Origin of the sequence: Streptomyces sp. NPDC017095 (genome assembly GCF_044332325.1) — a bacterium.
Taxonomy (GTDB): domain Bacteria; phylum Actinomycetota; class Actinomycetes; order Streptomycetales; family Streptomycetaceae; genus Streptomyces.
The window spans coordinates 64,780-85,723 of sequence record NZ_JBIROU010000018.1 but is presented as its reverse complement, the minus strand read 5'-3'; the positions used below and the strand labels follow the sequence as shown (position 1 = coordinate 85,723).

General features: G+C 74.0%; 21 protein-coding genes. 9 read left to right on the top strand and 12 right to left on the bottom strand.

All coding sequences use genetic code 11. The annotated features are described in order from the left end of the window. Positions 1 to 141: 141 nt before the first annotated feature. From ACH4OA_RS29545 to ACH4OA_RS29535, 3 genes are all read left to right on the top strand, one after another. The gene (locus tag ACH4OA_RS29545; protein ID WP_397948227.1) at positions 142 to 1,671 is read left to right on the top strand and encodes an aldehyde dehydrogenase (NADP(+)); all 1,530 of its coding nucleotides are present in this window, start codon (positions 142 to 144) and stop codon (positions 1,669 to 1,671) included. Positions 1,672 to 1,874: 203 nt separating this feature from the next. Further along, entirely contained in the window at positions 1,875 to 2,594 is a 720-nt protein-coding gene (locus tag ACH4OA_RS29540) for a DsbA family oxidoreductase (protein WP_397948225.1), read from the top strand. Between the two features lie 95 nt (positions 2,595 to 2,689). After that, complete coding sequence (locus tag ACH4OA_RS29535) at positions 2,690 to 3,751, top strand: aminotransferase class V-fold PLP-dependent enzyme (RefSeq protein WP_365874211.1); 1,062 nt, start codon at positions 2,690 to 2,692, stop codon at positions 3,749 to 3,751. Positions 3,752 to 3,845: 94 nt separating this feature from the next. Here the strand turns inward: ACH4OA_RS29535 and thpD are convergent, their stop codons facing one another. The 6 genes from thpD to ACH4OA_RS29505 form a co-directional block, all read right to left on the bottom strand. Beyond that, positions 3,846 to 4,739 carry an ectoine hydroxylase gene (gene thpD, locus ACH4OA_RS29530; protein WP_397972167.1) on the bottom strand — a complete coding sequence of 298 codons (894 nt, stop codon included), beginning with the start codon at positions 4,737 to 4,739 and terminating at the stop codon, positions 3,846 to 3,848. A gap of 4 nt (positions 4,740 to 4,743) precedes the next feature. Further along, entirely contained in the window at positions 4,744 to 5,148 is a 405-nt protein-coding gene (locus ACH4OA_RS29525) for an ectoine synthase (RefSeq protein ID WP_397972165.1), read from the bottom strand. Positions 5,149 to 5,178: 30 nt separating this feature from the next. Further along, a complete protein-coding gene (ectB, locus tag ACH4OA_RS29520) occupies positions 5,179 to 6,450 on the bottom strand; it encodes a diaminobutyrate--2-oxoglutarate transaminase (RefSeq protein ID WP_365874217.1) in 1,272 nt (423 codons plus the stop codon). A 12-nt stretch (positions 6,451 to 6,462) separates the two neighbouring features. Then, entirely contained in the window at positions 6,463 to 6,981 is a 519-nt protein-coding gene (gene ectA, locus ACH4OA_RS29515) for a diaminobutyrate acetyltransferase (protein ID WP_397941797.1), read from the bottom strand. A gap of 255 nt (positions 6,982 to 7,236) precedes the next feature. Further along, positions 7,237 to 7,767, bottom strand: a complete 531-nt coding sequence (locus ACH4OA_RS29510; RefSeq protein WP_397972162.1) for a DinB family protein — start codon at positions 7,765 to 7,767, stop codon at positions 7,237 to 7,239. A 107-nt stretch (positions 7,768 to 7,874) separates the two neighbouring features. Further along, positions 7,875 to 8,975, bottom strand: a complete 1,101-nt coding sequence (locus ACH4OA_RS29505; RefSeq protein WP_397972160.1) for a pyridoxal-phosphate-dependent aminotransferase family protein — start codon at positions 8,973 to 8,975, stop codon at positions 7,875 to 7,877. A 140-nt stretch (positions 8,976 to 9,115) separates the two neighbouring features. Between ACH4OA_RS29505 and ACH4OA_RS29500 the strand changes: the two genes are divergently transcribed. The 5 genes from ACH4OA_RS29500 to ACH4OA_RS29480 all read left to right on the top strand — a co-directional run bounded on the left by ACH4OA_RS29500 (position 9,116) and on the right by ACH4OA_RS29480 (position 13,740). Beyond that, positions 9,116 to 9,964, top strand: coding sequence for a transporter substrate-binding domain-containing protein (locus ACH4OA_RS29500; protein WP_397948215.1), 849 nt, complete (start codon positions 9,116 to 9,118; stop codon positions 9,962 to 9,964). Next, the gene (locus tag ACH4OA_RS29495; RefSeq protein WP_365883532.1) at positions 9,961 to 10,794 is read left to right on the top strand and encodes an amino acid ABC transporter permease; all 834 of its coding nucleotides are present in this window, start codon (positions 9,961 to 9,963) and stop codon (positions 10,792 to 10,794) included. Before ACH4OA_RS29500 ends, ACH4OA_RS29495 begins: the two co-directional genes overlap by 4 nt. Continuing rightward, positions 10,791 to 11,585 carry an amino acid ABC transporter ATP-binding protein gene (locus tag ACH4OA_RS29490; RefSeq protein ID WP_397948213.1) on the top strand — a complete coding sequence of 265 codons (795 nt, stop codon included), beginning with the start codon at positions 10,791 to 10,793 and terminating at the stop codon, positions 11,583 to 11,585. Before ACH4OA_RS29495 ends, ACH4OA_RS29490 begins: the two co-directional genes overlap by 4 nt. A gap of 18 nt (positions 11,586 to 11,603) precedes the next feature. After that, positions 11,604 to 12,695: an amidohydrolase family protein gene (locus ACH4OA_RS29485; protein WP_365883530.1), complete on the top strand. Its 1,092-nt coding sequence runs from the start codon at positions 11,604 to 11,606 to the stop codon at positions 12,693 to 12,695. Between the two features lie 136 nt (positions 12,696 to 12,831). Then, the gene (locus tag ACH4OA_RS29480) at positions 12,832 to 13,740 is read left to right on the top strand and encodes an SCO1860 family LAETG-anchored protein (protein ID WP_397972157.1); all 909 of its coding nucleotides are present in this window, start codon (positions 12,832 to 12,834) and stop codon (positions 13,738 to 13,740) included. A gap of 69 nt (positions 13,741 to 13,809) precedes the next feature. Here the strand turns inward: ACH4OA_RS29480 and cobC are convergent, their stop codons facing one another. The 6 genes from cobC to cobM are packed head-to-tail and all read right to left on the bottom strand — an operon-like array spanning position 13,810 to position 20,106. Beyond that, positions 13,810 to 14,886: an Rv2231c family pyridoxal phosphate-dependent protein CobC gene (gene cobC / locus ACH4OA_RS29475; protein WP_397941810.1), complete on the bottom strand. Its 1,077-nt coding sequence runs from the start codon at positions 14,884 to 14,886 to the stop codon at positions 13,810 to 13,812. Then, entirely contained in the window at positions 14,876 to 15,784 is a 909-nt protein-coding gene (locus ACH4OA_RS29470; RefSeq protein ID WP_365876804.1) for a sirohydrochlorin chelatase, read from the bottom strand. Before ACH4OA_RS29470 ends, cobC begins: the two co-directional genes overlap by 11 nt. Next, positions 15,781 to 16,371 carry a precorrin-8X methylmutase gene (locus ACH4OA_RS29465; RefSeq protein WP_397972154.1) on the bottom strand — a complete coding sequence of 197 codons (591 nt, stop codon included), beginning with the start codon at positions 16,369 to 16,371 and terminating at the stop codon, positions 15,781 to 15,783. The genes ACH4OA_RS29470 and ACH4OA_RS29465 overlap by 4 nt, the downstream gene beginning before the upstream one ends. Then, positions 16,368 to 18,059: a precorrin-3B C(17)-methyltransferase gene (cobJ, locus tag ACH4OA_RS29460; RefSeq protein ID WP_397941813.1), complete on the bottom strand. Its 1,692-nt coding sequence runs from the start codon at positions 18,057 to 18,059 to the stop codon at positions 16,368 to 16,370. Before cobJ ends, ACH4OA_RS29465 begins: the two co-directional genes overlap by 4 nt. Beyond that, positions 18,056 to 19,291, bottom strand: coding sequence for a precorrin-6y C5,15-methyltransferase (decarboxylating) subunit CbiE (gene cbiE / locus ACH4OA_RS29455; RefSeq protein WP_397941815.1), 1,236 nt, complete (start codon positions 19,289 to 19,291; stop codon positions 18,056 to 18,058). Before cbiE ends, cobJ begins: the two co-directional genes overlap by 4 nt. Next, complete coding sequence (gene cobM, locus ACH4OA_RS29450; RefSeq protein ID WP_397941817.1) at positions 19,288 to 20,106, bottom strand: precorrin-4 C(11)-methyltransferase; 819 nt, start codon at positions 20,104 to 20,106, stop codon at positions 19,288 to 19,290. Before cobM ends, cbiE begins: the two co-directional genes overlap by 4 nt. Before the next feature lie 83 nt (positions 20,107 to 20,189). Here cobM and ACH4OA_RS29445 point away from each other — a divergent pair, with 83 nt between their 5' ends. Next, positions 20,190 to 20,921, top strand: coding sequence for a ZIP family metal transporter (locus tag ACH4OA_RS29445; protein ID WP_397941818.1), 732 nt, complete (start codon positions 20,190 to 20,192; stop codon positions 20,919 to 20,921). Positions 20,922 to 20,944 lie beyond the last annotated feature (23 nt).

Here is a 20,944-nt window from a genome sequence, read left to right as displayed (position 1 = left end):
CTTGACCCCTTCGTTCGACGAGGACCGAGATATATAGTCTCCGAAGCGTTCATCATCAGAGACAGTGTTCAGTATATCGAACGCGCTCGGGGTGACGCGCATCGTTTCGAAGAGTGCGGCCTTATTTGGGAGGGACCCGCGGTGGCAGCAGCACCAGTCTGGAGTGTCGACCCGCGCACCGGGAAGCAGCGCGAACAGGTTGCGGTGGAGGCCACCGCCGAGGAGATCGACGCGGCCGTCCGGGCGGCCCACGCGGCGCGGGAGGCCCTCGCCGACCGCACGGTCCGCGCCGCCTTCCTGCGCTCGGCCGCCGCCGGCCTGGAAGCGGCCCGGGACGGTCTGGTCGAGACCGCCGACGCCGAGACCGCGCTCGGCCCGGTCCGGCTGAACGGCGAACTCGCCCGCACGGCCTACCAGTTGCGGGCCTTCGCGGACATCGTCGACGAAGGTGCCTTCCTGGACGTCGTCATCGACCACCCCGACGACACGGCCACCCCGCCCGTGCCGGACCTGCGCCGCTACAAGGTGCCGCTCGGCGTCGTCGCCGTCTACTCCGCCTCCAACTTCCCCTTCGCCTTCTCCGTCGCCGGCGGCGACACCGCGAGCGCGCTGGCCGCGGGCTGCCCGGTCGTCGTCAAGGCCCACCCCGACCACCCGTCCCTGTCCGAGCGGGTCGCCGGGGTGCTGCGCGCGGCCGCCGCCGGGCACGGCATCCCGGAGGGCGTCGTCGGCCTGGTGCACGGGTTCGCGGCGGGCGTCGAGCTGATCGGGCACCCGCTGGTCGCCGCGGCCGGCTTCACCGGGTCGGTGCGGGGCGGCCGGGCGCTCTTCGACGCCGCCGCCGCCCGTCCGGTGCCGATCCCGTTCCACGGCGAACTGGGCTCGCTGAACCCGGTCCTGGTGACCGAGGCCGCCGTCGCCGAGCGGGCCGAGGAGATCGGCTCCGGGCTCGCCGGCTCGATGACCCTCGGCGTCGGCCAGTTCTGCGTCAAGCCCGGTCTGGTGCTGGTGCCGTCCGGCGACGGGGGCGACCGGCTGGTGAAGTCCCTGGCCGACGCGGTCGGCGGCACCGGCGCCGGCGTGCTGCTCGACCACCGGATGCGGGACAACTTCCTCGCCGGCGCGGCCGAGCGCGCCGGGCTGCCCGGGGTCGACACGCCGGTCGCCCCGGGCGCGGGCGACGAGCACACGGTCAGCGCCGGTGTCCTCACCGTGCCGGCGGCGAAGCTGGCCGAGCGGGGCGCGCACGACCTGCTGCTGGAGGAGTGCTTCGGACCGGTGACCGTGGTGGCCCGCTACACCGACGAGCAGGAGGCCAAGGCCGTCCTGTCCCGGCTGCCGGGCAACCTCACGGCGACGGTCCAGGTCTCCTCGGACGAGGCCGCCGGCCGGGGCCGGGGCCCCGAGCTGCTCGCGGAGCTGACCCCGCTGGCCGGGCGCGTCCTGGTGAACGGCTGGCCGACGGGTGTCGCCGTGGCACCGGCCCAGCACCACGGCGGCCCGTACCCGGCGACCACCTCCACCTCCACCTCCGTGGGCGGCACCGCCATCGAGCGGTGGCTGCGGCCGGTGGCCTACCAGAACGCGCCGGAGGCCCTGCTGCCGGCCGAGCTGAAGGACGACAACCCCCTCGGCCTGCCCCGGCGGTTCAACGGGCGGCTGGAGCGGTAGTACCCCGGCCGCCGGGCGGGAACCGGCCCCGGCCGCGGTGCTGACCGCAACCGTCCGGCCGGTCCCCGGCCGGACGGCCGGGGCGCGCGGTCCCGGCGCCGTGCGGCTCGGCGCCGGGCGGGAATGAAACGGGCTGCTTGAACGTTCACGCACTCGGCCGGGGAGAGCCCCCGCAGCCGTACCACCCGGAGAGAGCCGAAGACATGCGCGTCGAGATCTGGAGCGACATCGCCTGCCCCTGGTGCTATGTGGGCAAGGCCCGCTTCGAGAAGGCGCTCGCTGCCTTCCCGCACCGCGACGAGGTCGAGGTGGTGCACCGCTCCTTCGAACTGGACCCGGGCCGCGCCAAGGGCGACGTCCAGCCCGTGCTCACCATGCTGACCGCGAAGTACGGCATGAGCGAGGCGCAGGCCCAGGCCGGCGAGGACAACCTGGGCGCCCAGGCCGCCGCCGAGGGCCTGGACTACCGCACCCGGGGCCGCGACCACGGCAACACCTTCGACCTGCACCGCCTGCTGCACCTCGCCAAGGAGCACGGCGCGCAGGACCGGCTGCTCCAGGTCCTGTACCGGGCCAACTTCGCCGAGGAGCGCTCCCTGTTCACCGAGGGCGACGACCGCCTGGTGGAGCTGGCCGTGGAAGCCGGACTGGACGCCGGGGCGGTCCGCGCGGTGCTCGCCGACCCGGACGCCTACGCCGAGGAGGTCCGCGCCGACGAGCAGGAGGCCGCCCGGCTCGGCGCCACCGGTGTGCCGTTCTTCGTCCTCGACCGGACCTACGGCGTCTCCGGCGCCCAGCCCGCCGAGGTCTTCACCCAGGCGCTGACCCAGGCCTGGGGCGAGCGCTCCCCGCTGCGGCCGGTCGGCCGGGCGGACGCCGAGGCGTGCGGCCCGGACGGCTGCGCGGTCCCGTCGCACGGCTGACACCGTCGGCCGGCGCGGTCCCATAAGCGTTCCTTGGAGGAACCGGGCAGAAAATCACGATGGACGCAGGCACCGCCGGGCCGCACAGTGGTCCCATGGAGACCACGGAGACCTTCGACCGCCTCGTCCGCGCCGAGTTCCGCCCGCGGAGCACCTACCTCAACACCGCGAGCAACGGCCTGCTGCCCGCCCGCAGCGTCGCCGCCCTCCAGGAAGCGGCGCTGCTGCGGGCCGAGGGCCGGCCGCTGACCCCGCTGTACGAGGACGTGGAGGCGAGCCGGGCCGCGTTCGCCCGGCTCGCCGGGGTCCCGGCCACCCGGGTCGCCGCCGGCGCCTCGGTCGCCGCGCACACCGGTGTGATCGCCGCCGCGCTGCCCGCGGGAGCCGAAGTGCTCACCGCCGAGGACGACTTCACCTCCGTGCTGAACCCGTTCCACGTCCGCGGCGACCTCAAGGTCCGCACGGTCCCGCTGGAGCGGATCGCCGAGTCCGTGCGGCCGGGCACCGCGCTCGTCGCGGTCAGCGCCGCCCAGTCCGCCGACGGCCGGCTCGCCGACCTGGCCGCCCTGCGCGAGGCCGCCCGCACCCACGGCGCCCGCACCTACGTCGACTTCTCCCAGTCCGCCGGCTGGCTGCCGGCCGACGCGGACGCCTTCGACTTCACCGCGAGCGTCGCCTTCAAGTGGCTGCTGGGCCCGCACGGCGCGGCCTTCCTCACCGTCCCCGAGGACTTCGGCGGACTCACGCCCGTCCTCGCGGGCTGGGTCGCGGCCGAACGGCCCTGGGACAGCTGCTACGGCCCGGTGGCCGAACTCGCCCGCTCCGCCCGCCGGTTCGACCTCACCCACGCCCTGTTCACCTTCGCGGGCCTGCGCCGCTCGCTGGAACTCATCGAGGAACTCGGCGTCCCGGCGATCCACGCGCACGACACCGCCCTCGCCGACCGGTTCCGCGCGGGCCTCGCGGACCTCGGCCACGAGCCGGTGCCCGCGCCCGGCTCGGCGATCGTCTCGGTGCCCGGACTCGGCTCCCGCCAGCCCCGGCTGAGCGAGGCGGGCATCGAGGTCTCCGACCGCTCGGGCCATCTGCGCGCGGCCTTCCACCTCTACAACACGCCCGCGGACGTGGACCGGCTGCTGGACGCGCTGTCCGGCTGACCGCCCCGGCGTCCGATGCCGGCTCCCGGTTCCGGCGCCGCGGTACGCGCCGGGGGCCCGCGCACACCCGCGCGGGCCCCCGGGACGGCGTGGTTCAGCGGACCGGTGTGAAGTCCCGGGCCCCGATGAACTCCGGGCGCCGCACCGGCGCCGCGAACGGCTCCACCGCCGTGTTCTCCACGCTGTTGAACACGATGAAGACGTTGCTGCGTGGGAACGGCGTGATGTTGTCACCGGAGCCGTGCATGCAGTTGCAGTCGAACCAGGTCGCCGAGCCGGCCCTGCCGGTGAACAGCCGGATGCCGTGCTCGTCCGCCAGCCTGGTCAGCGCCTCGTTAGAGGGCGTGCCCGCGTCCTGCATCCGGAGGGACTTCTTGTAGTTGTCCTTCGGCGTGGCCCCGGCGCAGCCCAGGAACGTCCGGTGCGAACCCGGCATGATCATCAGGCCGCCGTTGGTGTCGTGGTTCTCGGTGAGCGCGATCGAGACGGACACCGTCCGCATGTGCGGCAGGCCGTCCTCGGCGTGCCAGGTCTCGAAGTCCGAGTGCCAGTAGAAGCCGCTCGCGCCGAAGCCCGGCTTGACGTTGATCCGGGACTGGTGGACGTACACGTCCGAACCGAGGATCTGCCGCGCCCGGCCGACCACGCGCTCGTCGCGCACCAGACCGGCGAACACCTCGCTGATCCGGTGCACCTCGAAGACGGAGCGGATCTCCTTGGACTGCGGCTCCACGACGGAGCGCTCGTCGGCGCGCACCGCCGGGTCGGAGACCAGCCGGTCCAGCTCCCGCCGGTACACCTCGACCTCGGCCGGGGTGATGAGCTGGTCGACGGCGAGGAAGCCGTCCCGCTCGTACGCCTGGAGGCCGGCGGCCGGGATCGGGCCGGGGGTGTCCGGGGCGCCCCAGAGGACCGGGTCCTGCCGGGGGAGGGTCACCTCGGTGGTGCCGCGGGTCGGGTAGAGGTCCCTCACGGTGGCGGTGGTCATGTCCTTACGCCTCCTCGGGCTCGGTGAGCAGCGGGTACACCCCGTTCTCGTCGTGGTCCTCCCGGCCGGTGACCGGCGGGTTGAACACGCAGAGGCAGTGGAAGTCCTCCTTGACGCGCAGCGTGTGCCGCTCGTGCCCGTCGAGGAGGTACATGGTGCCGGGCGTGATGGTGTACGTGTTCCCGGTCTCCCGGTCGGTGAGTTCGGCCTCGCCCCGGGTGCAGACGACGGCCTCGACGTGGTTCGCGTACCACATCGACGTCTCGGTCCCGGCGTACAGGATGGTCTCGTGCAGCGAGAAGCCGACCCGCTCCCCGGCGAGGACGATCCGCTTGCTCTCCCAGGTGCCGGACGCCGCCTTCACATGGCGATCGGTGCCTTCGATGTCCTTGAACGATCGCACGATCACGGTGGGTTCCTCCTCTGTGCCAGGCGCTTGCTAGGCGGTCTCGCGGACGGCGCGGGCGAGGATGCCGAGGCCCTCGTCCAGTTCCTCGGGGGTGATGGTGAGCGCGGGCAGCAGCTTGACGACCTCGCTCTGCGGGCCGGAGGTCTCGATGAGCAGGCCGAGTTCGAAGGCGCGCCGGGCGACCTTCGCGGCCCGCTCCTTGTCGTGGAACTCCAGGCCCCAGACGAGCCCGCGGCCGCGGTACTCCTTCACGTCGGCGAGGTTCTCCTCGGTGAGCGAGATCAGCTCCCGCTCGACCTGCTCGCCGCGGGTGCGGGTCTGCTTCTCCATCGCGGAGCCGTCGCTCCAGTACGTCTCCAGCGCGGCGGTGGCGGTGACGAAGGCGGGGTTGTTGCCGCGGAAGGTGCCGTTGTGCTCGCCCGGCTCCCAGATGTCCAGCTCGGGCCGGAACAGGCACAGGGACATCGGCAGACCGTAGCCGCTGATCGACTTGGAGACGGTGACGATGTCCGGCGTGATCCCCGCCTCCTCGAAGGAGAAGAACGCGCCGGTGCGGCCGCAGCCCATCTGGATGTCGTCGACGATCAGCAGCATGTCCTGCCGCTCGCACAGCTCCTTCAGCGCGCGCAGCCACTCGGGCCGGGCGACGTTGATGCCGCCCTCGCCCTGCACGGTCTCCACGATCACCGCGGCCGGCTTGTTCAGCCCGGACCCCTGGTCCTCCAGCAGCCGCTCGAACCACAGGAAGTCCGGCACCCGGCCGTCGAAGTAGTTGTCGAACGGCATCGGCGTGCCGTGCACCAGCGGCACCCCGGCGCCGGCCCGCTTGAAGGCGTTGCCGGTGACGGCCAGCGAGCCCAGCGACATGCCGTGGAAGGCGTTGGTGAACGACACGATGGCCTCGCGGCCCTTCACCTTGCGCGCCAGCTTCAGCGCCGACTCCACCGCGTTGGTACCCGTCGGCCCCGGGAACATCACCTTGTACGGCAGGTCGCGCGGCCGCAGCACCAGGTCCTGGAAGGTCCGCAGGAACGACCGCTTGGCCGTGGTCGACATGTCGAGACCGTGGGTGACGCCGTCCCGCTCCAGGTAGTCGATCAGCGCCCGTTTCAGCACCGGGTTGTTGTGGCCGTAGTTGAGTGATCCGGCACCGGCGAAGAAGTCGAGGTAGGCGTGGCCGTCCTCGTCGTACATCCGGCTGCCCCGGGCCCGGTCGAAGACGACGGGCCAGCCGCGGCAGTAGCTGCGCACCTCCGACTCCAGGGTCTCGAAGACGCTCAGGTCGGGCTGGGTGATGGTCACGTGCGGGGCTCCTCAGCGGGGGGTGGAGGCGGTCAGCGGGCCGATGCGGTACAGGACTTCGGGGTCGTGCGTGCCGCCCGGGAACAGGCCGGCGGGGAACAGCACCTCGCGGGTGACCCGTGCGCCGTGCCGTTCGGCGAACGAGGTGAACAGCCGCTCGGAGGCGGTGTTGCCGGGTGTGATGGTGGTCTCCAGCTCGGTGATGCCGCGTTCGGCGGTGAGCCGGGCGGCGAGGCCGTCCAGCAGCTTTCCGGCGATGCCGAGACCTCGGTGGGCGGCGTCGACGGCCACCTGCCAGACGAGCAGGGTGCGGGGACGGCCGGGCCGCAGATAGCCGGTGACGAAACCGACCGGCTCCCCGTCCACGCCCCGGGCCACCACCGAGGTGCCGGCGAAGTCCCGGCACCACAGCAGATAGCTGTAGGAGGAGTTCAGGTCGAGGGTTTCCGAGTCTTTGGCGATCCGCCAGAGAGCGGCTCCGTCGGTGGTCGCCGGATGGTCGATGAGCAGGTCTGCGGGTGCGGCAGTCATGCGGCACGAATTTAGCGAGGCGAATTCGAAAATGCACGGGAGCGACGGTGCAGTGTCCTGGGCCTATCGGGGAAATGTCCGCAATGCCCGGCGGCAAAAGGGTATAAATCACCTTCGTTGTGGAGTGTGTCACAGCCCGAAAAGCCGGATGTATCCGTCCGCAAACTCTTCTGTTTAGCCCTGCAAAAAGCGGGCAGAAGAAGACGGGAAGCTATCGTCCGTGAAATTGGCGGACTTTGTGAAAGTAAATTGAATTCAGTAGCCGATGGTCCCGTCGATACGTTCACGCAACAGATCGGCATGCCCGTTGTGCCGGGCGTACTCCTCGATCAGGTGAACGAACACCCACCGCAAGCTGAACTCGGCCCCCGCCAACGGCCCGCCCGCGAGCCGCACGGTGTCCTCCAGCGACCGCCCGGCACACAGCCGCCGGCCGCGCGCGACCTCCCGCCGCCACACCGCGAGCGCCTCGGGCAGCCCCCGGCCCGCGGCCAGGGCGTACCCCGACTCCTCCTCGAACACCGGCGGCACGTCCAGCCCGGCCACGATGCGCTGGAACCAGTTCCGCTCCACCTCGGCGAGGTGCTGCACCAGCCCCAGCAGCGTCAGCGACGACGGCTCGGCCGCCGCCCGCCGCACCTGCGCGTCGTCCAGGCCGCGGCACTTCAGCTCCAGCGTGGCCCGGTGGAAGTCCAGCCAGCTCTCCAGCATGGGGCGCTCGGGGCCGGTCGTCAGCGGGACGCGGCGGCCGTCGGGTAAGGTCCGCGGACTCTGTCCGGTCGTCATGGCGGCAGCATGCCAGGCGGACACGGCGACGGCCCGCGCCCCGGGCGCGGGCCGTCGCCATCCGGCCGGCCGCTGCCGGGCCGTCGCTGCCCGGCCCGTCGGTCCCGTTACTGCCAGGCGTTCTTCACGGCCCGGTGGGCGGCGGGGAGGTCCACCTCGTGGCCCTGTTCCGCGAGGGCCGTGCCCAGTGCCGCGAGGCAGTCCCGCACCGCGCCCTCGGTCGCGTCGGGGCCGTAGTGGTTGACCCGGACCATCTCCTGGGCCAGCGCCCCGCCGCCGGCCGCCAGCGGCAGCGCCGGATCGCTCGCCAGGGCCCGCGCCACCAGCTCCGACGCCACCACACCGGACGGCACCCGCAGCGTCGTGGCGACCGGCGCCGCGTCCCGCTCCTCGTGCACGTACGGCTCCAGGCCCCCGCCCAGCGCCACCGCGCCGGCCCGCGCGGCCAGCGCCGCGCGCCGGTGCCGGGCCATCACCGCTTCCAGTCCGTCCGCCTCGATCCGCTCCAGGCACGCCTGGAGCGCCAGCATCTCCAGCTGGGCCGGCGCGTGCGGCAGCACCGTGCGGCCGGCGTCGGTCCAGCGCTCCTTCCAGTCCAGCAGGGAGAGGTAGGAGCGGCGCGGAGCGTTCGGGTTGGCCGCCATCCGGGCCCACGCCCGCTCGCTCACCGAGATCGCCGACACCCCCGCCGGACCGCCCATCGCCTTCTGCGCCCCGATCACGCACAGGTCCACGCCCCACGCGTCCGGCAGCACCGGCTCCGCGCCCACGGAGGCCACCGCGTCCAGGTAGAACAGGGCGCCCTGCTCCCGCACCGCCTCGCCGATCTCCGCGACCGGGTTGGTGTTGCCGGTCGCCGCCTCGGCGTGCACCAGCGACACGAAGTCGATCTCCGGGTGCTCGGCGAACGCCTCCCGGACCTGCCCGGCGGTCACCGCCGTGTGGAAGGGGACCGCGAGGTCGTACACGGTGGCGCCGGCGTCGCGCAGCCAGTGGCCGAAGGTCTGGCCGTACGGGCCCGTGATCACGTTCAGGGCCACCGTGCCCGGGCCGGCCGCGGCGCGGATCGCGCCCTCCAGCGGCAGCAGCGCCTCGCCCTGGGTGATCAGGACGTCCTGCCGGGTGTCCAGCAGCCGGGCCACCGCGTCCTCGATGGCGGCGAAGCGCTCGGCACTCAGCGGGGGCAGGTCGAGGAAGGGGTGGGTCACGGTGTGCTCTCTCTTTGTGTGCCGGAGGTCGATTCCCCCGATCTTAGGTCCAGCGCCCCCGTTACCATGGGTTTGATTTGAGAGACCCAAACTTTTCCTTATAATCGGAACCCTTCGTTCCCTACCGGGAGATTCCCCCCATGACAACGCTCCTCGGACGCCGGGCCCGCGCTCTGGCAGCCATCACCGTGACGGCCGGGCTCGCGCTCGTGGCCGGCTGCTCCTCGGACGACAGCGGGGGGAGCGGCAAGACCACCGTCAAGGGGGTCCACCTGGCCAAGGCCGGCCGGCTGACCACCTGCACCCACCTGCCGTACCCGCCCTTCCAGTCGGAGATCGACGGCAAGGTGCAGGGCTTCGACGTCTCCCTGATCGACCTCGTCGCGCGGGACCTCGGCGTCGAGCAGCAGATCTTGGACACGCCGTTCGAGAACTTCAAGACCGGCGCCTTCCTGAACTCCGGGCAGTGCGACCTGGCCGCCGCCGGCATGACCATCACCGACGAGCGCAAGAAGAACGTCGACTTCTCCGACCCGTACTTCGAGGCCACCCAGGCCGTCCTGGTCGACAAGGGCAGCGGCATCGGCTCGCTCGCCGACGTCAAGTCCAAGGGCAGGAAACTGGGCGCCCAGGCGCAGACCACCGGCGAGGACTACGTCCGGGGCAAGGGCTTCGACCCGATCTCCTTCGAGTCCTCCGACGCCGTCCTCAACGGCCTGCGCACCGGCCAGGTCCAGGCCGTCGTCATCGACTACCCGGTGGTCCAGGGCTGGCTGAAGGACAAGGCGTTCGCGGAGAAGTTCAAGGTCGTCGACAGCCTCAAGACCGGCGAGCAGTACGGCTTCACCGTGAAGAAGGGCAACAAGGCGCTGCTCGACGCCGTCAACAAGGCCCTCAAGCAGGCCAAGGCGGACGGCACCTACAAGAAGATCTACGAGAAGTGGATCGGCCCGTACGACGCCTCCGTCGCCTCCCCCGCCGCCTCATGACCGATACGGACACCACCCTCCAGCCCAAGAAGAAGGGACTGACCCGGCGGCAGAAGCGCGGCCTGTCCCGGGGCGCGCAGTACGCCGTCTTCGTCGCGGCCGTGATCGCGTTCGCGGTCTCGGCCGACTGGGGCCGGCTGGCCAACCAGTTCGCCCAGGCCGACATCGCGCGGCAGATGTTCCCGGACGTCATCACGCTGGCGCTGAAGAACACCGTGCTGTACACGCTGTCCGGGTTCGTCGTCGGACTCGCCCTGGGCATGCTCCTCGCGCTGATGCGGCTGTCCTCCGTGGGCCCCTACCGCTGGCTGGCCGGCGTCTACATCGAGATCTTCCGCGGGCTGCCCGCCCTGCTGATCTTCATCTTCGTCGGGGTGGCCGTCCCCCTCGCCTTCCCGGGCACGGAGATCCCCGGCGGCACCTACGGCAAGGTCGCCATCGCGCTCGGCCTGGTCTCGGCCGCGTACATGGCGGAGACCATCCGCGCCGGCATCCAGGCCGTGCCCAAGGGGCAGCTGGAGGCGGCCCGTTCGCTCGGCTTCTCGCCGGCCAAGGCCATGGTCTCCATCATCGTCCCGCAGGCGTTCCGGATCATCCTGCCGCCGCTCACCAACGAACTCGTCCTGCTGTTCAAGGACTCCTCGCTGGTGCTGTTCCTCGGCGTCACACTGGAGGAGCGGGAGCTGTCCAAGTTCGGCCGCGACCTCGCCAGTACGACCGCCAACTCCACGCCGATCCTGGTCGCGGGCCTGTGCTACCTGCTGGTCACCATCCCGCTCAGCTTCGTCGTGCGCCGTATGGAAGCCAAGGCCCAGGAGGCGATCCGGTGAGCCGCCCGGAGATCGAGGTCCGCGGACTGCACAAGTCCTTCGGCGACAACGAGGTGCTGCGCGGCATCGACCTGGAGATCGGCCAGGGCGAGGTCGTCTGCGTCATCGGCCCCTCCGGTTCCGGCAAGTCGACGCTGCTGCGCTGTGTGAACCTGCTGGAGGAGCCCACCCGGGGCCGGGTCTTCGTCGGCGGCACCGAGGTGACCGACCCGGACGTCGACATCGACGCCGTACGCCGTCGTATCGGCATGGTCTTCCAGCAGTTCAACCTCTTCCCGCACCTGAGCGTCACCGAGAACCTCACCCTGCCCCAGCGCCGGGTCCTCGGGCGGGACAAGGCGACGGCCGCGCGGACCGCCGCGGAGAACCTGGCCCGGGTCGGCCTGTCCGAGAAGGCGGACGCCTACCCGGCCTCCCTCTCCGGCGGCCAGCAGCAGCGCGTCGCCATCGCCCGCGCGCTCGCCATGGGCCCCGAGGTGATGCTGTTCGACGAGCCGACCTCCGCCCTCGACCCGGAGCTGGTCGGCGACGTCCTCGCGGTCATGCGCATGCTCGCCCGGGAGGGCATGACGATGATGGTCGTCACCCATGAGATGACCTTCGCCCGCGAGGTCGCCGACCGGGTCGTCTTCATGGACGGCGGAGTGATCGTCGAGGAGGGCGGCCCCGAGCGGGTCATCGGCGCTCCGCAGCACGAGCGCACCCGGCACTTCCTGTCCCGGCTGCTCGACCCGGCGATGGCCGAGGTGGAGGAGGAGACCTCCGGCCGGGTGGGGAAGTCCGAACCGTAGGCCGTTAGGGTGCGGTGCATGAGCGATGGCGCGGTGCTGCACGTGAAGGGCCGGGTCCTGGCCGGGCCGGACGACGTCCGGGACGAGCTGTGGGTGGTCGGGGGCCGGATCTCCTACGACCGGCCCGCCGGCGCCCGCGAGGTGCGCACCGTCACCGGCTGGGCGCTGCCCGGCCTGGTCGACGCCCACTGCCACGTGGGGCTCGACGCGCACGGCCCGGTCGACGCCGGGACCGCGGAGAAGCAGGCGCTCACCGACCGGGACGCGGGCGCCCTGCTGATCCGGGACGCAGGTTCGCCCTCCGACACCCGCTGGACCGACGCCCGCGAGGACCTGCCGAAGATCATCCGGGCGGGCCGGCACATCGCCCGCACCCGGCGCTACATCCGCAACTACGCCTGGGAGATCGAACCGGACGACCTCGTCGCCTACGTCGCGCGGGAGGCCCGGCGCGGCGACGGCTGGGTCAAGCTGGTCGGCGACTGGATCGACCGCGACCTCGGCGACCTCGCCCCCTGCTGGCCCCGCGAGGCGGTGCAGGCGGCCATCGCCGAGGCGCACCGGCTCGGCGCCCGCGTCACCGCGCACTGCTTCGCCGAGAGTTCGCTGCGCGACCTGGTCGAGGCGGGCATCGACTGCGTCGAGCACGCGACGGGCCTGGGCGAGGACCTGGTCCCGCTGTTCGCCGAGCGGGGCGTCGCGATCGTGCCGACCCTCGTCAACACCGCCACCTTCCCGAAGCTGGCGGAGAGCGGCGAGCGGAAGTTCCCGCGCTGGTCCGCCCGGATGCGCCGGCTGCACGAGCGGCGCTACGACACCGTGCGCGGCGCCTACGACGCCGGCGTCCCGGTCTACGTCGGCACGGACGCCGGCGGCTCGCTCGCCCACGGGCTGGTCGCGCGGGAGGTCGCCGAGCTGGTCACCGCCGGCATCCCGCCCGTCGCGGCGCTGTCGGCGACAAGCTGGGGCGCCCGCGCCTGGCTCGGCCGGCCCGGCCTGGACGAGGGCGCGCCCGCCGACCTGGTGGTGTACGACACCGACCCGCGGGCGGACGTACGGGTGCTGGCGGCGCCGCGGCGGGTGGTCCTGAACGGGCGGGTCGTCGCGTAGCCGGACCCCCGATTCGAATCACCGTGCGGGGTATTCACGTTCGGGTGAAGTAGCCCCGGAACGCTGACCGTTCACCCACACCGGGGACAAGGTTGACGGGTCCCAAGCACGTTCCCTTCTGGGGGGTCCCACCACCTTGAACCGCAACGACTTCCGCATGCCCGGACGCCGGCTGGCCGCGCTCGCCACGGTCACCGCCCTCACCACGGCGCCCGCCGTCCTGGGCGCGGGCACCGCGCAGGCGGCCACCGGCCACGGCAGCGCCTCCGCCGTCGTGCTGCGCACCGCACTCGACGTGTCCCTGCTGAACAAGACCGTGAACGTCCCGCTCGCGGTCTCCCTCGACGAGGTCCACGCCCCGCGGAGCGCCGACCGCACCGCGCTGTCCGCCCGGCTCGACGGCGTCGACGGCGGCAAGCCGTTCACGGTGCTCGCCGCGGACGTGGCCGAGTCGAAGGCCACGGCCACCGCCCGGCGCGCCGAGGGCTCCGTCCGCATCGCCCACGCCAGGCTGCACGTCCCCGGCCTGCCGCTGCTGTCCCTGATCGAGGCCGACGCGATCACCGCGAAGGCCACCTGCGCGGTCGGCGAGGCACCCACCGCCGCGGCGAACGTCCTCGGCACCGTCACCGTCCTGGGCCGGCGCGTCACCCTCACCGCCGGCGGCCCGGCCGAGGTGAAGGTGCCCGGCGTCGGCGAGGTCCGCCTCGACCTGTCCCAGCGGACCACCACGACCCGTACGGCCGCCGCGACCGCCCTCGAACTCAAGGTTTCCGTCAACCCCTTGAAGCTCAACGTCGCCGACGTCGAGGGCACGCTCACCCTGGCCCGGGCCGGCTGCGAGTCCCCGGCGGTCCCGCCCACGGGCACGCCCGTGCCGAGCCACGACCCGGCCGCCGACGTCCGCCCCCAGGGCGGCCCGGCCGAGGCCGACCTCGCGGAGACCGGCGGCAACCCGGCCACGCCGTACCTCGCCGGCGGCGCCGTGGCCCTGCTGCTGGCGGGCGGGGGAGCGCTGGCGCTGGCCCGCCGCCGCAGGAACTGACCCCCGGGCCCCTCCGGCACCGGGCCCCTCCGGCACCGGTTCCAGCCGGGCCGGAGGCGGCCGGTTCCGTCAGGTGCCCGGCGGCGCGGGGACCTCCAGGGCGGCCGACAGGGCCCGCAGGAAGGCGTCCACCGTCACCCGGTCCCGGACGGCCACCCGCAGCCAGTCCGCGCCGAGCCCCGGGAACGTGTCCCCGCGGCGCACCGCGTAACCCAGTTCCCGCAGACGGCGCCGCACGCCGGCGGCGCCGTCCACGCGGACCAGCACGAACGGTCCCTCCGCCGGCTGGACCACCCGCACTCCCCGGGAGGCGAGCGCGGTCAGGCCGGCCACCAGGTGTGCCCGGTCGCCGGCGATGCGGTGGGCCGCGTGCCCGGCCTCGGCCAGCGCCCGCGGTGCCACGCAGGCCCGCGCCGCCGCCAGCGCCGGTGTCGACACCGGCCACAGCGGCTGGGCCCGCTCCAGTGCGGCGATGGTCTCCGGCGCGGCCAGCACATAGCCGATGCGCAGACCGGCCAGCCCCCAGGTCTTGGTGAGGCTGCGCAGCACCACCAGCCCCGGCACGTCGGTGCGCCCGGCCAGCGCCTCCCGCTCGCCCGGCACCGCGTCCATGAACGCCTCGTCCACCACCAGGGTCCGCCCGGCACGGGCGAGCGCGGCGACCGTTCGCGCCGGGTGCAGGACGGACGTCGGGTTGGTCGGGTTGCCGATCACCACCAGGTCGGCGTCTGGCGGCACGGCCGCCGGATCGAGCCGGAAACCGTCCCGCTCCCGCAGCAGCACCCGCTCCACGGCATGCCCGGCGTCCCGCAGCGCGGCCTCCGGCTCCGTGAACTGCGGGTGGACGACGACGGGCCGGCGCACCTCGAGCGCCCGGGCCAGCAGCACGAACGCCTCCGCGGCGCCCGCCGTCAGCAGCACCCGCTCCACCGGCAGCCCGTGCCGCGCGGCCACCGCCGCCCGCGCGGCCCGCCCGTCCGGGTAGGCCGCGAGGGACGCCAGCGAGCCGGCGATCTCCTCCCGCAGCCACGGCGGGGGCGTGTCCGCGCGGACGTTCACGGCGAGGTCCACCAGCGCGGCCCCGCCGTCGCGCACCTCGGCGTCCCCGTGGTGGCGCAGGTCGTGCCCGGGGTCCTCAGTGCGCATGGCTGTGCGAGTGCCCCCCGTGGTGGTGGCCGTGGTGGTGGCCGTCGTCGTCCGGGTGGAAGTGCGGCTGCTGCGGCAGCCCGACCTTGTCCTCGAACCCGGGCAGCGCGATCCGGTACACGCACGAGTCGCAGTTCATGCGCAGATCGCCCGCGACGGCCTCCTCGTACCGCTCCAGCACCAGGTCCAGCAGCTCCGGCTCGGGCCCGATGACGTCGGCCGACCGCACGTCGGCGGCGGGGTGCGCGGCGGCCCACTCCTCGGTCTGCCGCCGCACCCGGTCCGGCAGGATGCCGGTGAACAGGAAGTACGGCAGGACGACGATCCGCCGGGCGCCCAGCGCGGCGCACCGGTCCAGACCGCTCGGCACGTCCGGCGCCGCCAGCGACACGAACGCCGTCTCCACCCCGGCGTACCCGCGGCCCTCCCACAGCAGCCGCGCCGCCTTGAACACCTCGGCGTTCGCGTCCGGGTCGGTGGAGCCGCGCCCGACCAGCAGCACGGTCACCTCCGAGCGGTCCACGCCGTCCAGCACCTCCTCCAGCCGCCGCTCCAGCACGCGCAGCAGCGCCGGGTGCGGGCCCAGCGGGCGGCCGTAGGTGTAGGAGATGCCCGGGTGCCGTTCCTTCTCGCGGGCCAGCGCCGCCGGGATGTCGCCCTTGGCGTGCCCGGCGGACACCAGCATCAGCGGCACCGCGGCGAACCGGCGCACGCCCTGTCCGACCAGTTCGGCGACGGCCTCGCCGAGCGGCGGCGGGGACAGTTCGATGAAGCCGCCCGCGACGGGCAGCCCGGGGCGGCGGCGCCCCAGTTCCCGCACGAAGTCGCGGAACGCCTCGGCGCCGGCGTCGTCGCGGGTGCCGTGTCCGGCGATAAGCAGGGCGGGCGGGGTGGTCACGAGGTCTCCTCGGGGTGTGAAACGGGGTGGTACAGCAGGGCGTTGAGCGCGGCGGACGCGACCGCCGACCCGCCCTTCTCGGACACGTTGCTGACGGCCGGCAGTCCGCTCGCGCGCAGTGCGGCCTTGGACTCCACCGCGCCGACGAAGCCGACGGGCAGCCCGATGACGAGCGCGGGGTCGGCGTCCAGGGTCAGCAGTTCCTCCAGCGCGGTCGGCGCGTTGCCGATCACCCAGAGGGCACCGGGGCCGACCTGCTCGTACGCGAGCCGGATCGCGTGCGCGGACCGGGTCAGACCCGGCCCGGCCACGGCGTCCCGGAGCCGGCAGACGGTCTCCCGCCGGGTGATGCCGGCCGCGACCATCTGCACGTCCACGACGACGGGCGCCCCGGTGTGCAGCGCGGCGTGCGCCCGCACCAGGTCGTCCTCGGCCATGACGAGGTCGCTCGCGTACTCCAGGTCGGCGGCGGAGTGGACGACCCGCTCCACCACCGCCCGGGTCAGCGGCGGGAAGTGCGAGGTGTCCAGGCGGGCGCGCAGCCGCCGGTAGGACTCCTGCTCGATGGGGTGCACGACACGGCTCACTCGGCCTCCTCCTGCCAGCGGTAGCCGCGCGGGGTCACCATGCGCCCGGCGATGATCCGGGTGGCGGTGTTGCCGACGGTGACGACCGTCATCATGTCGACGGTCGCCGGATCGAGCGCGGCCAGCGTGGTGACCCGGCTCGACTCGTCCGGCCGGGACGCGTTGCGGACGACACCGACCGGCGTGGCCGGCTCCCGGTGTTCGGCGAGGAGCGCCAGCGCCTTCGGCAGCTGCCAGTCGCGGCCCCGGGAGCGCGGGTTGTAGAAGGTGACGACGAGGTCCGCCTCGGCCGCCGCGCGCACCCGGCGCTCGATGACCTCCCACGGCGTGTGCAGGTCGGACAGGCTGATGGACACGTGGTCGTGGCCCAGCGGGGCGCCCAGCACCGCGCCGGCGGCCAGCGCGGCCGTCACGCCGGGCACCCCGACCACGTCGATGTCGTCGGACGCCTCCGCGAGCGCGGGGGAGGCCATGGCGTACACGCCGGCGTCCCCGCTGCCGATCAGCGCCACCGCGTGCCCCGCGCGGGCCTCGGCGACCGCGGTGCGCGCCCGCTCCTCCTCCGCGCCGAGCCCCGACTCCAGCACCCGGGTGCCGGGCCGCAGCAGATCCCGGATCTGGTCCACGTACTGGTCAAGACCGACCAGCACCGAGGCCCGCCGCAGCTCGGCCGCGGCGCGCGGGGTGAGCAGGTCCCGGGCGCCCGGCCCGAGCCCGACCACCGCGAGCCGTCCGCGGCCCGGCCGCCGTACCACGGCACAGGTCGCCATCGCGGGCCGTCCGTCGGCGCGCCGCGACTTCCGCTTGGGCACGAGGAGTTCACCGCCCCGCAGCAGCGCGGCGGCCTCCGCCACCGACGGGGTGCCGACGGCCGTGAGCGGCGCGTCGGACGGGTGGGGCACCTCCACGCCCGCCAGTTCCCCGGCGGAGTAGGTCACCAGGGGCACCCCGAACCGCTCGGCGGCGGCCACGATGCCCGGCTCGTCCGCCTTGGCGTCCACGGTGGCCAGCTCGCCGACCGACCGCGCCGACAGCCCCGCCTCCCGCAGCGCCTCCTCGACCAGGCCGACGACCTCGCCGGCCGGCGCGCCCCGGGACGCCCCGACCCCGACCACCAGCGACGGCGGACGCAGCAGCACCTCCCGCTCGCCCGGCACGGCGTCCCGGTCGGTGACCCGGATCGTGTACGGGCCCTCGGGCGCGAGCGGCAGCGGCGGCAGCGGCCACGCCACCTCCGCCGCCAGCGCGACCGGTTCACCGTCCAGCAGCGCCCGGGACACCGCGGCGACCGCACCCTCGTACGGCAGCCCGAGCGTGTCCAGGCCGGGCAGTCCGGCCGCGTCCGTCGCGGTCGTCACCACCGGCTCCGCGCCCAGCACCCCGCCCACCGCGCGGGCCAGGTCGTTGGCGCCGCCGCCGTGCCCGCCGAGCAGCGACACCGCGAACCGGCCGCCCTCGTCCACGCAGACCACGCCCGGGTCGGCCGCCTTGTCACCGAGCAGCGGCGCGAGCAGCCGCACCACCGCGCCCGTCGCCAGGAAGCACACCAGCTGCTCGCACTCGGCGAACGCGGCCCGCACGGCCTCCCCGACGGCACCCTCGTACACCCGCGTGCGGTCCGGCCAGGCCGCGGCCAGCCGGTCCCGCGCCGCCGCCCCCGCCGCGGTGGCGGAAATGAGGCCGATCACTGGACAACTCCTTCACTGAACGCCGGGGCGCGCACGCCCCACAGCAGAAACACCGGATTGGTGGCCGCCAGCCGGGTCACGTCCCCGGGCAGCGGCGCAAGACGCGAGGACTGCAACAGCACGCCGTCGCAGGCGAACCCGGCGTCCGTCAGCGCCGCGCGCGCCGCCGGCACCCGGTCCAGCGCGGCCATGGCGACGACGACCGTCCGCCGCGCCCGGCGCGCGCACGCGGCGACGACGGCGGGCAGCTCCCGGCCTCCGCCGCCGACGAACACCGCGTCCGGATCACCGGCCAGCTCCGCCAGCGCCTGCGGCGCCGCGCCGTGCACCACCTCCACGCCGACGCCGTGCGCGTCCGCGTTGGCCCGGACGCGGGCCACCGCGTCCGGGGACTTCTCCACGGCGACGACGGCCGCGCCGAGCCGCGCGCACTCCACCGCCACCGAACCCGACCCGGCGCCCACGTCCCACACCAGGTCGCCCAGGCGCGGCCCCAGCCGGGCCAGCGCCAGCGCCCGCACCTCGAACTTGGTGATCATCGAGTCCCGGTGCGCGAACGCGTCCTCCTCCAGCGCCCAGCGCGCCGGCGCCCCGGGCACCCCGGCGACCGTGCGCACCGCGCCGAGCGCCCGCGCCTCGTCCAGGCACAGCACCACGCTCACCGCCGTACCCCAGTCCCGGACCGCCGCCTCGGCGGCCGTCACCCGCTCCACGCGCTCGCGCTCCGGGTCGCCGAGGGCGCTCGCCACCACCAGCACCCGGTCCCCGGGCAGCGCCGCGCCCAGTTCGGCGGGCCCGGCCCCCGGACCGGTCAGCACGGCCACCTTCGGCCGGGCCCGGCACACGTTCACCGCCGTCCGCAGCTCCCGGCCGTGCGCGCTGACCACGACCGCGTCGTCCCAGGGCAGCCCGATCCGGGCGAACGCGGCCGCCACCGAGGACACGCCGGGCCGCACGTCCAGCAGCCCGGCACCGAACCGCTCGGCCAGCGCCCGCACGATCCCGAAGAACCCCGGATCGCCGGAGGCCAGCACGGTGACCGGCAGGTCCTTGCCGACGTACTCCGCGATGGTGTCCAGCGCGGGCGCCAGCGGCCCGAGCACGACCCGCGAGGCGCCCTCGGGCAGCCGTACGGCGTCCAGGTGCCGCCGGCCGCCGGCCACCAGCGCGGCCCCCGCCACGGCGTCCGCGGGAACCGGCGCCCCGGTCCCCGTGCCCACGACCGTGATCAACTCTTCGTCCTCCGCTCGCGCAGCTCCCGCCGCGCCTCGGGGTCGGCCTTCCGGTAGCCGTGGAAGTGACCCGGGTGGTACAGGTGCGAGCGGGTGCCGTGGGCCTGAAGCGCCGGACCGACCAGGAACAGCGTGTGCTTCCACAGCTTGTGCTCCTTGACCGTCTCCTCCAGCGTCCCGACCGTGCACTTCACGATCAGCTCCTCCGGCCAGGTCGCCTGGTACGCGACCACCACCGGCGTGCTCGTCGGATAGCCGCCCTCCAGCAGCTCCCGCACGAGCTGCCCGCTGCGCGCCGCCGACAGGAAGACCGCCATGGTGGTGCCGTGGCGGGCGAACTCGCGGACCTCCTCGCCGGGCGGCATCGGCGTCTTGCCGCCGCCCAGCCGGGTCAGCACCACCGACTGCGCGACCTCCGGGATCGTCAGCTCGCGCTGCGCCAGCGCGGCCACGGCCGAGAACGCGGACACGCCCGGGACGACCTCGGTCGCGATGCCGATCTGCGCGCAGCGGTCCAGCTGCTCCTGCGTGCCGCCCCACAGGGCCGGGTCACCGGAGTGGATGCGGGCGACCTTCAGCCCCTCCTCGAACGCACGTCGGTACACGGCGACCACGTCCTCCAGCGACAGGGCCGCCGAGTCCAGGATCTCGGCGCCCTGCCGCGCGTGGCCGAGGACCTCGGCCTGGACCAGGCTCGCGGCCCAGATCACGACGTCGGCCTCCGCGATGGCCCGTGCGGCCCGGAACGTCAGCAGGTCGGCGGCGCCGGGGCCGGCACCGACGAAGGTCACCTTGCCGGTGGTGGCATCGGCCATGGGAAATCGGTCCTCTCCTACGAGTACTGCGGTTGTTGCCGGCGGACGTGCGGGAACCCGGGTGCATCCGATAGCAAGGGGCTATGGCGGTCTTCGTCGCGCTCGGCGCGTTCCTGATGACGCTGGCCGGCGGCTGGACGGCGCAGCGCGTGACCGACCGCCGTCATCTGGTCCTCGGCCTGGCCGGCGGGCTGATGCTGGGCGTGGTCGGCCTGGACCTGCTGCCGGAGGCGCTGCACACCACCGGCCGCGAGCTGTTCGGCGTCCCGGCCGCGCTGCTGCTGTTCGTGGCCGGGTTCCTCCTCGCCCATCTGGTGGAACGCACCCTGGCCGCGCGCCAGGCCGCCCACGGCGGCGCCGAGGACAGCCGGCACCGGACGCCCGAGGTGGGTCTCGCGGCGGCCGGCGCGATGGTGGGCCACAGCGCCATGGACGGCGTGGCGATCGGCGCGGCCTTCCAGGTGGGCGGCGGCATGGGCACGGCCGTCGCGCTCGCCGTGATCGCCCACGACTTCGCCGACGGCTTCAACACCTTCACCGTCACCAGCCTGTACGGCAACGCCCGCCGCCGGGCCGTCGGCATGCTCGTCGCGGACGCCTGCGCACCCGTGCTGGGCGCGCTGTCCACGGTCTTCGTGCACATCCCCGCACCCGTGCTCGGCGGCTATCTCGGTCTCTTCGCCGGCGTCCTGCTCTATCTCGCCGCCGCCGAGATCCTGCCCGAGGCCCACCACGAGCACCCGGCCCGCTCCACCCTGCTGTGCACGGTGGCCGGTGCCCTGTTCATCTGGCTGGTGGTCGGCGTCTCCGGCTGAGCCGGCCGGCCACGGGCGCGGTG

Excerpts from the sequence above, each read along its gene's own strand:
- ACH4OA_RS29540 (WP_397948225.1), top strand. The coding sequence starts at position 1,875 with ATGCGCGTCGAGATCTGGAGCGACATCGCCTGCCCCTGGTGCTATGTG.
- ACH4OA_RS29495 (WP_365883532.1), top strand. The coding sequence starts at position 9,961 with ATGACCGATACGGACACCACCCTCCAGCCCAAGAAGAAGGGACTGACC.
- ACH4OA_RS29485 (WP_365883530.1), top strand. The coding sequence starts at position 11,604 with ATGAGCGATGGCGCGGTGCTGCACGTGAAGGGCCGGGTCCTGGCCGGG.
- ectA (WP_397941797.1), bottom strand. The coding sequence starts at position 6,981 with ATGACTGCCGCACCCGCAGACCTGCTCATCGACCATCCGGCGACCACC.
- ACH4OA_RS29510 (WP_397972162.1), bottom strand. The coding sequence starts at position 7,767 with ATGACGACCGGACAGAGTCCGCGGACCTTACCCGACGGCCGCCGCGTC.
- cobC (WP_397941810.1), bottom strand. The coding sequence starts at position 14,886 with ATGCGCACTGAGGACCCCGGGCACGACCTGCGCCACCACGGGGACGCC.
- ACH4OA_RS29535 (WP_365874211.1), top strand. The coding sequence starts at position 2,690 with ATGGAGACCACGGAGACCTTCGACCGCCTCGTCCGCGCCGAGTTCCGC.
- cobM (WP_397941817.1), bottom strand. The coding sequence starts at position 20,106 with ATGGCCGATGCCACCACCGGCAAGGTGACCTTCGTCGGTGCCGGCCCC.
- ACH4OA_RS29500 (WP_397948215.1), top strand. The coding sequence starts at position 9,116 with ATGACAACGCTCCTCGGACGCCGGGCCCGCGCTCTGGCAGCCATCACC.
- thpD (WP_397972167.1), bottom strand. The coding sequence starts at position 4,739 with ATGACCACCGCCACCGTGAGGGACCTCTACCCGACCCGCGGCACCACC.
- ACH4OA_RS29445 (WP_397941818.1), top strand. The coding sequence starts at position 20,190 with ATGGCGGTCTTCGTCGCGCTCGGCGCGTTCCTGATGACGCTGGCCGGC.